The 15147-nt window shown below is 64.8% G+C and carries 11 protein-coding genes; 4 read left to right on the forward strand and 7 right to left on the reverse strand.

All coding sequences use genetic code 11. From position 1 onward, the window contains the following. Positions 1-20: 20 nt before the first annotated feature. The gene (locus PJ259_RS10240; protein ID WP_271655678.1) at positions 21-449 is read right to left on the reverse strand and encodes a DUF4174 domain-containing protein; all 429 of its coding nucleotides are present in this window, start codon (positions 447-449) and stop codon (positions 21-23) included. A 361-nt stretch (positions 450-810) separates the two neighbouring features. Here PJ259_RS10240 and leuA point away from each other — a divergent pair, with 361 nt between their 5' ends. The 3 genes from leuA to PJ259_RS10255 all read left to right on the forward strand — a co-directional run bounded on the left by leuA (position 811) and on the right by PJ259_RS10255 (position 6936). Beyond that, positions 811-2481, forward strand: a complete 1671-nt coding sequence (gene leuA, locus PJ259_RS10245) for a 2-isopropylmalate synthase (RefSeq protein ID WP_271655679.1) — start codon at positions 811-813, stop codon at positions 2479-2481. A gap of 142 nt (positions 2482-2623) precedes the next feature. Next, a complete protein-coding gene (locus PJ259_RS10250) occupies positions 2624-5929 on the forward strand; it encodes an EAL domain-containing protein (protein ID WP_271655680.1) in 3306 nt (1101 codons plus the stop codon). A gap of 53 nt (positions 5930-5982) precedes the next feature. Next, complete coding sequence (locus tag PJ259_RS10255; protein ID WP_271655681.1) at positions 5983-6936, forward strand: aldo/keto reductase; 954 nt, start codon at positions 5983-5985, stop codon at positions 6934-6936. A gap of 624 nt (positions 6937-7560) precedes the next feature. Here the strand turns inward: PJ259_RS10255 and PJ259_RS10260 are convergent. Continuing rightward, positions 7561-8022 (reverse strand): Lrp/AsnC family transcriptional regulator, encoded by a 462-nt coding sequence (locus PJ259_RS10260; RefSeq protein ID WP_271655682.1) that lies wholly within the window; start codon positions 8020-8022, stop codon positions 7561-7563. A 131-nt stretch (positions 8023-8153) separates the two neighbouring features. Between PJ259_RS10260 and PJ259_RS10265 the strand changes: the two genes are divergently transcribed. Further along, positions 8154-9302: an aminotransferase class V-fold PLP-dependent enzyme gene (locus PJ259_RS10265; protein ID WP_271655683.1), complete on the forward strand. Its 1149-nt coding sequence runs from the start codon at positions 8154-8156 to the stop codon at positions 9300-9302. On the opposite strand, the gene PJ259_RS10270 is transcribed toward PJ259_RS10265, so the two are convergent. From PJ259_RS10270 to PJ259_RS10290, 5 genes are all read right to left on the reverse strand, one after another. Continuing rightward, positions 9303-10094, reverse strand: a complete 792-nt coding sequence (locus tag PJ259_RS10270) for an amidohydrolase (protein WP_271655684.1) — start codon at positions 10092-10094, stop codon at positions 9303-9305. Then, on the reverse strand, positions 10082-11230 hold the full coding sequence (locus tag PJ259_RS10275) for a pyridoxal phosphate-dependent aminotransferase (protein WP_271655685.1): 1149 nt from the start codon (positions 11228-11230) through the stop codon (positions 10082-10084). The genes PJ259_RS10270 and PJ259_RS10275 overlap by 13 nt, the downstream gene beginning before the upstream one ends. A 567-nt stretch (positions 11231-11797) precedes the next feature. Further along, positions 11798-13285 carry a ribosome biogenesis GTPase Der gene (gene der, locus PJ259_RS10280; RefSeq protein WP_271655686.1) on the reverse strand — a complete coding sequence of 496 codons (1488 nt, stop codon included), beginning with the start codon at positions 13283-13285 and terminating at the stop codon, positions 11798-11800. 78 nt (positions 13286-13363) lie between these two features. Further along, entirely contained in the window at positions 13364-14506 is a 1143-nt protein-coding gene (bamB, locus tag PJ259_RS10285; protein WP_059315826.1) for an outer membrane protein assembly factor BamB, read from the reverse strand. Further along, complete coding sequence (locus PJ259_RS10290; protein ID WP_271655687.1) at positions 14506-15147, reverse strand: tetratricopeptide repeat protein; 642 nt, start codon at positions 15145-15147, stop codon at positions 14506-14508. The genes bamB and PJ259_RS10290 overlap by 1 nt, the downstream gene beginning before the upstream one ends.

Here is a 15147-nt window from a genome sequence, read left to right on the forward strand (position 1 = left end):
GCCGGGGTGAGGGCCACGCCCTACCGCCGCATCGGCATCCGGTCGACCGTGCCGAACAATGCCTTGAGCGACCACCCCTGCTCTTCGCGCACCTTGATCCCACCGTCCTTGCCTACCAGATAAAGCGTCGCCGGTTGCCCCACGCGGGCATCCAGCGCCTTGAGCAGCGCCCGGGTCTGCTCCGGACGCAATGGCTGTTCATTGCGACTGCCCGCCTCGCCCACCACCGTGTAGAGCACCATCTCCCGCTCAGCGAAGGCTTCGCGATTGGCCGGTTGCGCCAGCTCCTCGCGTAGCTTCACGACCTGGGGATCGTTCGCCGTCGGCGCGACCAGGATCAGCGGACGCGTCTTCCAGCGTTCCGCCTCCAGAGGATTGTCCGCAGCCTGAGCTGCCGCCAAGCCAGAGATCAGGGTGGTCACCAGCCCTGCCAGCGCGAGAGTCTTCATGGACGCCCTCCTTCCGTTCGTTGCCAAGAGTCGTCCAGCATTGACCACGGACCGGCGCCAGGAATCGCCTCTGCGATTCCGGGTTACACAAAATCGCTACGAGCATTATTCAGAAACCACCAATATCAGCGTCTTTCCAGCAATAAATCTTCAATAGAAATAACCAAGCAAACATTCCTGCCAATTTTAAAAAGAACATTGCGAGCACTACCCCGAGCGGACTAACGTTAGCCCCATGCACAACGCCCATACCCTCATCCTCCTCCGGCAGCACCGCTGCCTGCGACTGGTCAGTCCACGACTGCGAAGCTCGACCGCGCTCGCTTCGTAAGTCCCGACCACGCCCAAGGAAAGAATCGCCATGACCATGCTCCAAGATCCCTCGCAGAAGTACCGTCCCTTCACGCCCATCGCCCTGCCCGACCGTACCTGGCCGGACAAGGTCATCGACAAGGCGCCGATCTGGCTGTCCACCGACCTGCGCGACGGCAACCAGTCGCTGATCGAGCCGATGGACGCCGAGAAGAAGATGGCCTTCTTCAAGTGCCTGATCGCCGTGGGCCTGAAGGAGATCGAGGTGGGTTTCCCCTCCGCCTCCCAGACCGACTTCGATTTCGTCCGCGAGCTGATCGAGGGTGGCCACATCCCTGACGACGTCACCATCCAGGTGCTGACCCAGGCCCGTGACGACCTCATCGAGCGCACCTTCGAGTCGCTCAAGGGGGCCAAGCGCGCCATCGTCCACTACTACAACGCCTGTGCACCGAGCTTCCGCCGCATCGTCTTCAACCAGGACCAGGCGGGCGTCAAGGCCATCGCCGTGGCCGCTGGCCAGACCATCGTGCGCCTGGCCGCCGAGCGTCCGGAAACCCAGTGGGGCTTCGAGTATTCCCCCGAGGTGTTCAGCTCCACCGAGACCGACTTCGCCGTCGAGGTGTGCAACGCGGTGATCGCGGTGTTCGCACCGACCCCGGCCAACAAGCTGATTCTCAACCTGCCGGCCACCATCGAGTGCGCCACGCCCAACAACTACGCCGACCAGATCGAGTGGTTCGGCCGCCACATCGACCGCCGCGACAGCGTGTTGATCAGCGTCCACACCCACAACGACCGTGGCACCGGTGTCGCCGCCTCGGAACTGGCGGTGATGGCCGGTGCCGATCGCGTCGAAGGCTGCCTGTTCGGCAACGGCGAACGCACCGGCAACGTCTGCCTGGTGACCCTTGCGCTCAACCTCTACACCCAGGGCGTCAACCCCGAGCTGGACTTCTCCGACATCGACGCCGTGCGCAAGACCGTCGAGGAGTGCAACCAGCTGCCGGTGCACCCGCGCCATCCCTATGTCGGCGATCTGGTCCACACCGCCTTCTCCGGCTCCCACCAGGACGCCATCCGCAAGGGCTTCGCCCAGCAGAAGCCGGATGCGCTCTGGGAGGTGCCCTACCTGCCCATCGACCCGGCCGACATCGGTCGCGACTACGAGGCGGTCATCCGCGTCAACAGCCAGTCGGGCAAGGGCGGCATCGCCTTCCTGCTGGAACAGGAATACGGCATCAGCCTGCCGCGCCGCATGCAGATCGAATTCAGCCAGGTGGTGCAGCGCGAGACTGATCGCCTGGGCCTTGAGATGACCGCGGCCCAGATCCATGGCCTGCTCGAACAGGAATACCTGCAGGCCAAGAGCCCCTATGCGCTGGTCAGCCACAAGCTGCGCGAGGAAGACGGCACCTCCACCGTCGACATCAAGGTCGCCGTCGACGGTCGTACCGAACACTGGCACGGCACCGCCAAGGGCCCGCTGGAAGCCCTGGTCGCCAGCCTGCCCCAGGCAGTGGAGATCATGGACTACCACGAGCACTCCATTGGCGCCGGCGCCAACGCCAAGGCCGCCTCCTACATCGAGGTCCGCCTGGAAGGCCAGCGTCCCCTGCATGGCATCGGTATCGACGAGAACATCACCACGGCCAGCTTCCGTGCCCTGCTCAGCGCCCTGAATCGCGCGGTTACCCAGGCGCAGGCCAAGGCGGCCTAATACTGACATTCGTCAAACTTAAGGGAATGCCCGTCGGCGTTCCCTTTTTTTATGGCGCCTCTGCATCGATACTGGCCGCTTCGAGGAATTTCCGCTCCCGCCGTGCAGCGCCACGCCGAAAGCGGTCCGTTACGGACGGTCGATGAACGTATCTTCGCTTCGGGTTCACCCCGCCCTGGGTAGCGCCTTGGCACTCTGCGGCGTGTTCCTGATCGCTTCTCTGCTGTGCATAACGCTTGCCCGTCAAGATGCCAGTTTGGTGCCCACCCTGTGGTTACCCAACGGTCTGGCCCTGGCATGGCTGCTGCGCCGTCAGCCGCGAGAGTGGCCGCTACTGTCCATTGCGGTGGTAGCCGCCGCCGTACTGGCGGATCTGCTGAGTGGTGGAACGACACTGCATGGCCTGGGGTACGGCCTGAGCAGCCTGGCCGAGATCCTGCTGGGCGCCATGCTGTTACAGCGGCAACGTCTGGCGTTCGATCGCAACATCGCCGCCATGGGCCGCCTGCTTATCCATGGCGTTCTCCTGCCGCCCCTCCTGGGCGCGGCCCTGGGCACCCTGGTCATGCATCTGACAGGGGAGAACGAGTGGCTGACCGTGGCCGTCCACTGGTACATCGGTGACGCGCTGGGCCTGCTAGTAGTACTACCACTGGCCTTTCTACAGTGGCCGCTGACCTTGACGGTCTTCACCCGGCACGGCCTCGGGGAGTTTGTCGCGCTCCTCGTGCTGAGTCCGTTGCTGGCCATCTGTATCCTGAGTTACCTGCCCTATCCCTTCGTCTATCTGGCAATGCTGCTGTTGATGCTGACCATGCGCCTCACGGTAGAGGGTACGGCGCTCATCGGTGGGCTCAACATCTTCCTGCTGGGCAATCTCATTGCCTACGACCATGTCATCGATCTGACGGGCGCATCCCTGGTTACCCAGGCGCTCACCTATATCCCGGTGGCGCTGATGCAGATCCCCCCGCTGCTGCTGGCGTCCGCGGTGCAACAGAGTCGCCATCAGCATCAACGACTGCTGCGCAATCAGGCACGCTATCGGCACGCCATGCAGACGGCGCCCTATGGGATGGCGCTGGTGTCCACCCAGGGCCTGTTATCGGACGTCAATCCGGCTCTGGAAAGCATGCTGGGTTACTCACGCCATGCCCTCGAAGGCCAGCCACTGGGCGACCTGCTGGCCGAGCCCCATGCCGAACCCGACCTTGGCGAGCACGAGCAGACGTTGCAACTCCGCCACCATGACGGCCACGCCCTATGGGTGATGATGGCCTGTTCGCCCGACCACGACGACCAGGATCTGCTGACGGGTTATCTGCTGCAGGTTCGTGATATCGATGCCGAGCGGCGCGCCGATGAGATCAATGCGCACCTGCGCGAACGCTTGCAACTGGCGATTCGCGCCAGCAACGTCGGCATCTGGGAGTGGGACAGCCGCAGTCGTCAGTTCATCGCCGACACCAAGGTCCATCAGCTCTACGGATTGCCGCTGATCGATGGCTATCACGAACTGACGACCTGGATCGGGGCCTTGCATCCTGAGGATCGCGAGGCCTCCATGACCCTCTTCCGCGAGTCGATCCGTAACCTTTCCTCCTACGAACACGAATTCCGCATCGTCCGTCCGGACGGTGTCGAGCGCCGGATCCTCTCCGAAGTGATCGCCATCGAAAGCAGCGAGGGCCACTGCCGCATGGTCGGCAGCAACCGCGACGTCACCGAGCACCACCGGTTGACCACGGCGCTCTACGAAGAAAAGGAACGACTGCAGGTCACCCTCGCCTCCATCGCCGACGCCGTCCTGACCACCGACGTGGACGGTCGCGTCCTCTTTCTCAATCCGGTCGCCGAGCAGCTGACCGGCTGGTCGCTGGCGGACGCCCAGGGGCGGCCCCACGAGGAGGTGTTTCTCATCCACGACAGCCAGAGCGATGCGATCCTGCCCAGCCCGGTGGCCCGCTGCCTGCGCGACCAGACCATCACCTCGCTGGACGAAGGCGCCGTGCTGCTCAGCCGGCACGGTGAGCGACACGAGGTACAGGATTCCGCAGCGCCGGTGCGCACGGTGGATGGCCGCATCATTGGCGCGGTGCTGGTATTCCAGAACGTCACCCATGCGCGCAACCTGCAGCGCGAACTGAGCTACAACGCCTCCCACGACACCCTCACCGGCCTCTTCAACCGCCTGAAGTTCGAGCAGGAACTGGACGCCGCCTGGCAACAGGCCCAGGCCGGCACCACCCAGCACGCGCTGTGCTTCATCGACCTGGATCGCTTCAAGGTGGTCAACGACTCCGCTGGCCATGCCGCCGGTGACCTGCTGCTGCGCGAGCTGGGCACCCTGCTGCGCGACTCCCTGCGCGGCTCCGATGCCGTGGCGCGCATCGGCGGCGACGAATTCGCCCTCTTGCTGCGTGACTGCGATCTGGTGCAGGCCGAGGCCGTTGCTGAAAAGCTCATCGCCAGCATCGGCGCCGTGCGCTTCAACTGGCAGAACCGGGTCTACGACGTCGGCGCCAGCGCCGGCATCGTCGCCATCACCGCCGAGACCCGCAGCCCCGCCGAGCTGATGAGTCAGGCCGATGTGGCCTGCTACACCGCCAAGCACGCCGGGCGCAATCGCGCCGCGCTCTATCGGGCCGGCAGCGAAGATGTGGAACGCCAGCACCGCGAGATCCTCATGGCCAGCGGTCTGCGCGAGGCCCTGGAACAGCATCGCTTCGAACTGCACGCGCAGCCTATCGTCGCCACGCGCGACAGTGGCCGCAACGAGCAGCATGTCGAACTGCTGCTGCGCCTACGCGACGTCCAGGGCCAGCTGATTTCCCCGGCCACCTTCATCCCGGCCGCCGAACGCTTCGGCCTGATGAGCAACATCGACCGCTGGGTGGTGCGCCAGGTATTGATCGAACTGGTGCCCTGGCTGCAGGCGCGTCCCCAGCTGCACGTGGGCATCAATCTCTCGGGCAACAGCCTGAGCGACCCGGGCTTCCTGCCCGAACTGCTGGAGCTGATCGCCGCCTCGCCGCTGGATCCACAGCGCCTGCTGTTCGAGCTGACCGAGACAGCGGTCATCAACAAGCTGTCGGTGGCCTCCGCACTCATCAGCCAGGTGCGCGAACGCGGCTGCCGCATCGCCCTGGACGACTTTGGCGCCGGGCTCAGCTCCTTCACCTACCTGAAGCACTTCCGCGTCGACTACGTGAAGATCGACGGCAGCTTCATCCGCAATCTCGATCAGGATCCCCTGGATCGCGCCATCGTCGAGTCCATCAATCAGGTCGCCCATCACCTGGGGGCCGAGACCATCGCCGAGTTCGTCGAATCCCGGGCCACCTTCGAGCTGCTGGGTACCATCGGCGTCGACTACGCCCAGGGCTATGCGCTCGGCAAACCCATCCCCCTGCTGGAGTGGTCAGGGCCGCCGCGTCTCGAACCTTGAGCCGCGGCCATCGGTCGTAACCTGCATGTCTTCCCTATCCAGATGAGGATCCCATGCAAAAACGTACCCTCGGCCACTCCGACCTGCAGGTCCCGCCCCTCTGCTTCGGTGGCAACGTCTTTGGCTGGACGCTGGACGAAGCCCAGTCCTTTCGTATGCTGGACGCGCTGCTCGACGCCGGCCTGGATTTCATCGACACCGCCGACGTCTATTCGCGCTGGGCGCCAGGCAACCGTGGCGGCGAGTCCGAGACCCTGCTCGGCAAGTGGTTCGCCCGGAGCGGCAAGCGCGATCAGGTGATCCTGGCCACCAAGCTGGGCATGGACATGGGCGAGGGTCGCAAGGGCCTTGGCGCCAACTATGTACAGCAGGCGGTGGAGGCCTCGCTCAAGCGCCTGCAGACCGATCGCATCGACCTCTACCAGGCGCATTGCGATGATCAGGACACCCCTCTGGAAGAGACCTTGGGGGCCTTCGCCCGCCTGGTGGAACAGGGCAAGGTGCGGGTGATCGGCGCCTCCAACCATGGTGGCCAGCGCCTGCGCGAAGCGGCCCAGGTCGCCGAGCGCCTGGGCGTGCCGGCCTACCAGAGCCTGCAGCCGCACTACAATCTGCACGCGCGCAAGGACTACGAGACCGATCTGGAACCGGTAGTCCAGGAGCTCGGCCTGGGCGTGATCAGCTACTTCTCCCTGGCCAGTGGCTTTCTTACCGGCAAGTACCGCACCAAGGATGATCTCCAGGGCGCGCGGGCAGAGATGGTCAAAGGCTATCTGGACGAACGCGGCATGGCCATTCTCGCCGGTCTCGACGAGATCGCCGAAAAGCACGACGCCACCCCGGCCCAGGTCGCACTGGCCTGGCTGATCGCCCGTCCCAGCATCACCGCCCCCATCGCCAGCGCCACCTCCCAGGCCCAGCTCGACGACCTGATCGCCGCCACTCGGCTGCAGCTGCCCGCCGATGACATCACCCTGCTGGATCAGGTCAGCGCCTATCGCGAATGACGCGCCCAGGCCCCGCTGCAGACTCCTATCGCGGCCATGCCGGTGCACCATGACGGCCACTCCTACCATTCAAGTTCCATGTAGGAGCGGCCCATGGCCGCGATGACTGCAGCCGGAGATATGAAGTCAAGACGTCAGTCTTGACCTTGCGAGCTCACGGATAGGAGCACCTGCGCGGATAACCCCCTCTCCCTGCGGGAGAGGGCTGGGGTGAGGGCAACATCTCTCACCCAGCACCAGTGGAAAAGGCTACGCCGTTTTCCACGCTACGTATCAGCTGGAGGCTGCCGAAGCCAAACGCCTGCTCGGATAACCCCTCTTCCTCCGGGAGAAGGCTGGGGTGAGCGCAACATCTCTCAGCCAGCGCCAGTGGAAAAGACTGCGCCGTTTTCCACGCTACGTATCAGCTGGAGGCTGCCGAAGCCAAACGCTAGCTTGGATAACCCCCTCTCCCTCCGGGAGAGGGTTGGGGTGAGGGCAACATCTCTCAGCCAGCGCCAGTGTAAAACGCTACGCCGTTTTCCACGCTACGTATCAGCTAGAAGCTGCCGAAGCCAAACGCCTGCTCGGATAACACCCCCCTCTCCCTCCGGGAGAGGGCTGGGGTGAGGGCATCGCGATCCGCTACCGCACATAATCCAACGGCAACGCCGTGCTGTACTTGATCTGCTCCATGGCGAAGCTGGAGCTGACGTCCAGCAGGCCGGGTACCTGAATCAGGCGCTTGTAGACACCGTCGTAGGCGGCGATGTCCGGCACCACGATGCGCATCAGGTAGTCGGTATCGCCGGCCATGCGATAGAGCTCCACCACCTCCGGAATGGCCGCCACCGCCGCATGGAAGCGCTGCAGCCAGTCCATGGCGTGCTGGTTGGTGCGCACCGAGACGAATACGGTCACACCCACGTTGAGCTGCCGTGGATCGAGCAGCGCCACCCGGGCACGAATGACGCCCTGCTCCTCCAGCCTCTGGATACGCCGCCAGCAGGCGGTGGTACCCAGGCCGATACGCTCGGCGATATCGGCCACTGGCCGGGTGCTGTCCTGCTGTAACACCTCAAGAATGGCGCGATCGAAGCGATCCATGGAATAGTTTTCTCTAAAGCGGCCTTATCCTGGAATTATATTCTCACCCGACAACCAACGAGCAGCCAGAAAGCAAATTTCTTCGAGACCCGTGGCGTTAGCCTAGACGCATTCAAACGCCCGAGGCCGCCATGGACGCTTACCCCCTGTATTTCGATTACGCCGCCACCACCCCGGTCGACGAGACCGTCATCGAAGCCATGCTCGGCTGCATGGGTCGCCAAGGCATCTTCGGCAACCCTGCCTCGCGTGGTCACGCCTTCGGTAGCGACGCCCAGCGCGCCGTGGACAATGCCCGCCAGCAGGTAGCCGAACTGGTCGGCGCCCGGCCCGAGCAGCTGATCTGGACCTCCGGCGCCACCGAATCCAACAATCTCGCTCTGCTTGGCGTGGCCCGTCGCCGTGGCCATGGCCATCTCATCACCAGTTGCCTGGAACACCGGGCGGTCCTGGACACCGCAGCTCAACTGGAAGCCGAGGGGTTCGCCGTTACCTACCTGACCCCGGACGCAGCAGGTCTCATCACCCCCGACGCCGTCGCACAGGCTTGGAGGGAGGACACCTGCCTGGTTTCGCTGATGTTGGTGAACAACGAGCTCGGCACCCTGACCGACATCAACCATATCGGCCAGCAGGTCCGTGCCCGGGGTGCCCTCTTCCACGTGGACGCCGCCCAGGCCACCGGCAAGGTCGCCATCGATCTGGCCAGCCTGGCGGTCGATCTGATGTCCTTTTCCGCACACAAGACCTATGGTCCCAAGGGCATCGGCGCCCTCTACGTCGGCCCGCGGGCGGAGGGTGCCCTGCAGGCGCAGATCCACGGCGGCGGCCATGAGCGCGGGCTGCGCTCGGGGACCCTGGCCACTCACCAGATCGTGGGCATGGGGACCGCCTTCGCCCTCGCCGGCCAGGCCATGGCGCGGGAGAACGAGCGTCTCGGCCAGTTGCGCGCGCGGTTCCTGGCCGGCGTCCAGACCTTGCCCGGCATGCAGCTGAACGGCTGCGCCCGGCAGCGCATCCCCCATACCCTCAATCTGACCTTCGCTACGCCGCTCGACACCGCGGCGCTGCAGCGTCAGCTAGCCTTTTCCACTACGTCGGCCTGTAGTTCGGCCAAGGCGGCGCCCTCCCATGTGCTGCTGGGTCTGGGCCTGAGCGCCGAGCAGGCCGCGCGCAGCTACAGATTCAGCCTGGGCCGCTACACCAGCGAGGCGGACGTGGACCGGGCCGTCGCCCTGATCCACCAGCACGCCGCCCAGCCAGCGCCCTTCTGGGCCTGATCAGCCCAGGCGGAAGGCATCAGCGTCGCGCTGCGCCGGAAAGCGCTCGCGATAGCCGGCCAGGGCCGCGGCTGACAGGGTCGTATGGAAGATGCCGGCGGCTGCGCCGGCCTCGACTAGGGGTTCACCCTGGAAGTCCAGCACCTGGCTGTCACCGGCATAGGGATGGCCATTGCCGTCACTGCCGATGCGGTTCACCGCCGCGACATAGCAGAGATTCTCGATGGCCCGCGCCGGCAGCAGCTGATTCCAATGCCCACGCCGAGGCGCTGGCCAGTTGGCCACGTAGAGCAGCAGGTCGGTATCGTCCTGAGCGCGACTCCAGACCGGGAATCTCAGGTCGTAGCAGATCAGCGGCCGGATCCGCCACCCCTTGAGGGTCAGCACCAGGCGCTGCTCGCCAGGCGCGTAATGCTCGTGCTCACCGGCCATGCGAAAGAGATGACGCTTGTCGTAGTGCAGCAACTCGCCTTCGGGCGTCGCCCACAGCAGCCGGTTGCGATGCCGTCCATCTTCGTCCTGCACGATCAGGCTGCCCGTCACCACGGCGCCGATCCGCCGGGCCTGTTCGCGCAGCCAGACGGCGGTCGGCCCATCGGCGGGTTCGGCGAGGGCCGCCGACTCCATGGAAAAGCCGGTGGTAAACATCTCCGGCAGGATGACCAGGTCGGTCTCTCCTACCCGTGCCAGCAGTTGCTCGAAGTGGGCACGGTTGGCGGCCGGATCGTGCCAGACCAGTTCAGTCTGCAGCAGCGCCAGGCGCAGGTCCTGGCCGGGGGTCAGATCGCGCATAGCCGCTCCGCTGCCTGCCGCAGGGTGTCTTCGCGCTTGGCGAAGCAGAAGCGCACCAGGCGCAGGTCCGTGGGCGGCGCCTGGTAGAACACCGACAGCGGAATGGCGGCGACGCCGTGCTCGCGGGTCAGCCATTCGGCCATGGCCACATCGTCCAGATCCGGGCGAATGGCGGAATAGTCGACCACCTGAAAATAGGTGCCGGCGGCGCGCTGGAAGCTGAAGCGCGAATGACCCAGCAGATCGCAGAAGAGATCCCGCTTGGCCTGGTAGAAGCCCGGAAGTTCGCTCAGGTGCTCGGGATGAGCAGCCATGAAGTCGGCCAGGGCACCCTGGATCGGCGTAACCCCACAGAAGCTCACGTACTGGTGGACCTTGCGCAACTCGGCCGACAGCGCTGGCGGCGCCACCACATAGCCGGTCTTCCAGCCGGTGACGTGATAGGTCTTGCCAAAGGAACTCACCACGAAGGCGCGGGCATAGAGCTCGTCATGGGCGATGACGCTGGCATGGCGCTCGCCGTCATAGACCAGATGCTCGTAGACCTCGTCGCTGACCAGATAGAGATCACGACCGCGAATCAGGTCGGCCAGGCGGTCCAGTTCCGCCGCGCTGACCAGGGCCCCGCTGGGATTGTGCGGGGTATTGAGCACGATGGCGCGGGTGCGGGGGCTCAGGGCCGCCTCCAGCGCCGCCCAATCGATGCCGAAGCCCGGCAGCGCCAGGGGCACGTGCACACAGCGCCCACCCGCCAGCTGCACCGAAGGCTCGTAGCTGTCATAGCAGGGATCGAAGACGATGACCTCGTCACCTGGCCGCACCAGCGTCTGCAAGGCGCAGAACAGCCCCTGGGTGGCCCCCGGCACGATGGTGACCTCGGCGTCGGCATCCACCTCACGGCCATAGAAGTGGGCGACCTTGGCGGCCACCTGCTGGCGTAGCGCCGGCAACCCGGTCATGGGTGCGTACTGGTTGTGCCCGGCCGCCACATGGCGACCGACCGCGGCCAGCAGTTCGGCGGGTCCGTCGAAGTCGGGAAAGCCCTGGGACAGATTCAGCGCACCGGTCTGGGCGGCGAGCTGGGACATGCGGGTAAAGATGGTGACGGCGAGGTCGGGAAGCTTGCTCTGGATCATCGCGCGGGCACGGGTCTGGTTGAAAAGACCAGCAGCCTGCGATTTTTTCCCGGCGAGGGCAAGAGAGGCAGCTTGGAAAGGGAGCGGTTCGGTTCGCGCGCCCAGCTAGACGCTCGACCAACGCTCATCGCGGCCATGGGCCGCTCCTACAGAAGCTCGAATCCTGTAGGAGCGGCCCATGGCCGCGATCAACAGAACCTCGGGTTCCGTAGGAGCCGGACCGCCATACCCTAAATAGGGCAAATCACCTAGCGTGGAAAACGGCGCAGCCTTTTCCACGGGTGAAGCCGCGGGGACGCCCTCACCCCAACCCTCTCCCCAGGGAGAGGAGGTAGCTCAGTGCATCCGGTCGCATCAGCGCACCGCCATAGCCGCGATGAGGATGTCCACCGAGATGGGCTCAGGTAAAGGCTCTCATCCAGACATCCCCTCTCCCTCTGGGAGAGGGCCAGGGTGAGGGTCACTGCACAGCCCTTTCCACTGGAGCATCACTACGGGAATGCTGACAGAGCGCCCAAAAGAAAAAGGGGGCTATCAAGCCCCCTTCCTTTCGCAGCGTCCTACGGTCTAGCGCCGCTTGTCCTTGCGCTTCTTCTCGGACTTCTTGTGGTGGCTCATCAACCGGCGCTTCTTGTTGACCTGGCGCTCGGTGAGGGTGTTCTTCTTGCCCTCGAAGGGGTTCTCGCCACCGCGGTATTCGATGCGAATCGGCGTCCCCACCAGCTTGAGCACCCGGCGATAGGTCTTTTCCAGGTAGCGGGTATAGGACTTGGGCACCGCATCGGTCTGGTTACCATGGATGACGATCAGCGGCGGGTTGGCACCACCCAGGTGGGCGTAGCGCAGCTTGATGCGCCGGCCACTGACCATCGGCGGCTGGTGCTCCTGCACCGCATCCTCGAGGATCTGGGTCAGGCGGCTGGTGGGCCAGCGGGTGGTGGCCGAGGCGAAGGATTGCTGCACCGACTTGTACAGGTGACCCACCCCAGTGCCATGCAGCGCCGAGATGAAGTGGATGTCGGCGAAGTCGACGAACAGCAGGCGACGTTCCAGTTCGGTCTTGACGTAGTCGCGCTCGCCGGACTCCATGCCGTCCCACTTGTTCAGGGCGATCACCAGCGCGCGGCCGGTTTCCAGCACGAAGCCGAGCAGGTTGAGGTCGTGCTCGACCACCCCCTCGCGGGCGTCCATGACGAAGATCACTACGTTGGCGTCCTGGATCGCCTGCAGCGTCTTGACCACCGAGAACTTCTCGACCGCCTCGAAGACCTTGCCGCGGCGGCGCACGCCAGCGGTGTCGATCAGGGTGTAGCGTTCTTCGTTGCGCTCGAAGGGGATGTAGATACTGTCGCGGGTGGTGCCGGCCTGGTCATAGACGATCACCCGCTCTTCGCCGAGCATGCGGTTGACCAGGGTCGACTTGCCCACGTTGGGACGGCCGATGACGGCAATCTTGATGCCGGTGGTCTCGTCGATGCCCTGGACGCGGCGGAAGACGTCACCGCCCTCTTCCGCGGCGGCACGGACCTGCTCCTCGGAGAGCTCCTCGACTTCGACCTCGTCCTTGGGAAAGACACCCAGGGCGGCTTCCAGCAGGTTGTTCACGCCACGGCCATGGGCCGCTGCGATGGGATAGGCATCGCCGATGGCCAGGGGGCTGAATTCCGCCCGGGCGATATCCGGGTCGACGGTGTCGACCTTGTTGGCCACCAGGAAGGTGCGCTTGTTTCGCTTGCGCAGGTGCTCGGCGATCATCTGATCGGCGACGGTCATCCCTTCGCGGGAGTCCACCAGGAACAGCACCGCATCGGATTCTTCGATGGCTTGCAGCGATTGCTCGGCCATTTTCAGGTCGATGCCTTCCTCGTCACCGGAGATGCCGCCAGTGTCGACCACGATGTAGGTACGCCCCTGCCACTTGGCTTCGCCGTACTTGCGATCACGGGTCAGGCCGGCGAAGTCGGCGACGATGGCATCGCGAGTCTTGGTCAGGCGGTTGAAAAGCGTGGATTTGCCGACGTTCGGCCGCCCCACCAGGGCAATTACGGGAACCATGCGGCTCTCCCAGAGCAGAAAACACGATGGCCGCTACCGAACTTCACGGTAGCGGCCATCGGTTGAGGATAATAATTTCTAGCGCAGACGATAGGCGACGAGTTTACCGCCATTGCCGTAAACGTAGAGCATGTCGCCGACGACCAGTGGCCGTACCCGGACGCCGTCACCATCGACCTTGGTCCGGCCAACGAAACGACCATCGACCTGGCTCAGCAGATGGATGTAGCCGGCATAGTCGCCCACCACCACATTGCTCGACCAGACCACCGGGCCGGTGAGCTGGCGACGGGCCAGATCGGCGTTGGTCCACAGGGCGGAGGTCGAGGATTCCTCGACCGCTTCGACGGTACCGTTGTCCAGGCTCAGGTAGACGTTGCCGAAGCCTTCGGCCACGCCGTCGTAGCTGGAGGCATCGCGCTGCCAAAGGATCTGGCCGTTGGCCGGATTGAGCGCGGCCACGCGGCCGTTGTAGCTGACCACATAGAGGGTATCGCCCGACAGCGACAGGCCACCGTCGACGTCGACGATCCGCTCCAGTTCGGAACGGCCCTTGGGCACGGCGATCTGCTGTTCCCACAGCGGCAAGCCGCGCTGCACGTCCAAGGCGACGACCTTGCCGCTGGCGAAACCGGCCATGACCACTTGGTTGGCGATCAGGGGGGCACCGGTGCCACGCAGACTCAGCACCGGCTGGGTGTCTTCGTAGATCCAGCGACGAGTACCACTGCCCAGCTCGAAGGCCTGCAGTTTGTCGTCCTGGGACTGCACCACCACCACGTCATCGTTGACGACCGGCGCCGATAACACTTCGCTGGACGCCTGGGCACGCCACTTCTCGTCGCCACTGCTGGCGTCGAGGGCGATCACCTGGCCCCGCAGGGTGCCGACCAGCACCAGACCGGAGCCCACGCCGACACCGCCGGACACAGGCAGGTCGAGATCCTTCTTCCACAACACCTGGCCGGTCTCGCGATTCATCGCCATGACCCGGCCATCGGCATCGGCGGCAAAGATGGTTTGGCCGTCGACGGCAGGGACCAGGCGGTTGTATTCCTTGCCCTGGCCGTCGCCCACCGAGCGACTCCAGACTTCATCCAGGCGGACTTCCGCCTTGATATCCTTGAGCTCGGCGGGGGGCAGTTCCTTTTTACCGGTGCTGCTGCACCCGACGACCGCAAGGGCGAGACCCAGTACCGCGATAGGCTTCCAGCGCAACATCAGGCGTCTCCTTTGGCGAGATCATCGAGTTTCATCTGCAGCACGCCTTCGGCTGCATCGTTGGGCAACGCGGCGCGGGCTTTTTCATAGGCGGCACGCGCTTCGGCGGGCTTCTTCAGCGCCACCAGGAGATCACCGCGCAATTCTTCGCGATTGGCGACATAGGCCTTGGGCGCCTCGCCATCCAGCAGCTTGAGACCCTCTTCGGCCTTGCCCTGGGCAGCCAGCACCCGAGCCAGGCGCTGGCGCGCCAGCTCGCCGAGTTCGGCGTCATGGGGCTTGTCCACCACGGCCTTGAGCTCGGCGGCCGCGTCGTCCAGGCGATTGTTCTCCACCGCCACCTTGGCGACGAAGAGACTACCGTACTGGGCGTAGGCAGTACCGGAATAATCCTGCTTGAGCTTGCCGTAGGTATCCGTCACCCGGGCGGTGTCGACCTTGCCACCGGGAGCCAGCGCGGCTTCCACCAGTTGCTGATAGAGCACCGAAGCGCCTTGCGCCTGGCTGTTCTGGTAACGCTGCCAGCCCTGCCAGCCGAGCACCGCCACCAGGGCGATGACGCCACCCGCCACCAGCGGCTTGCCGTTACGCTGCCACCAGGCCTTGGCGACCACCAGATTGTCGTCGTCGATGGAACTCAA

Origin of the sequence: Pseudomonas sp. JBR1 (genome assembly GCF_028198185.1) — a bacterium.
Lineage (GTDB): Bacteria > Pseudomonadota > Gammaproteobacteria > Pseudomonadales > Pseudomonadaceae > Chryseomonas > Chryseomonas oryzihabitans_E.

Coding starts and splice junctions, on each gene's coding strand:
- PJ259_RS10255 (WP_271655681.1), top strand. CDS start 5,983: ATGCAAAAACGTACCCTCGGCCACTCCGACCTGCAGGTCCCGCCCCTC.
- bamB (WP_059315826.1), bottom strand. CDS start 14,506: ATGTTGCGCTGGAAGCCTATCGCGGTACTGGGTCTCGCCCTTGCGGTC.
- PJ259_RS10250 (WP_271655680.1), top strand. CDS start 2,624: ATGAACGTATCTTCGCTTCGGGTTCACCCCGCCCTGGGTAGCGCCTTG.
- PJ259_RS10270 (WP_271655684.1), bottom strand. CDS start 10,094: ATGCGCGATCTGACCCCCGGCCAGGACCTGCGCCTGGCGCTGCTGCAG.
- PJ259_RS10265 (WP_271655683.1), top strand. CDS start 8,154: ATGGACGCTTACCCCCTGTATTTCGATTACGCCGCCACCACCCCGGTC.
- PJ259_RS10260 (WP_271655682.1), bottom strand. CDS start 8,022: ATGGATCGCTTCGATCGCGCCATTCTTGAGGTGTTACAGCAGGACAGC.
- PJ259_RS10275 (WP_271655685.1), bottom strand. CDS start 11,230: ATGATCCAGAGCAAGCTTCCCGACCTCGCCGTCACCATCTTTACCCGC.
- der (WP_271655686.1), bottom strand. CDS start 13,285: ATGGTTCCCGTAATTGCCCTGGTGGGGCGGCCGAACGTCGGCAAATCC.
- leuA (WP_271655679.1), top strand. CDS start 811: ATGACCATGCTCCAAGATCCCTCGCAGAAGTACCGTCCCTTCACGCCC.
- PJ259_RS10240 (WP_271655678.1), bottom strand. CDS start 449: ATGAAGACTCTCGCGCTGGCAGGGCTGGTGACCACCCTGATCTCTGGC.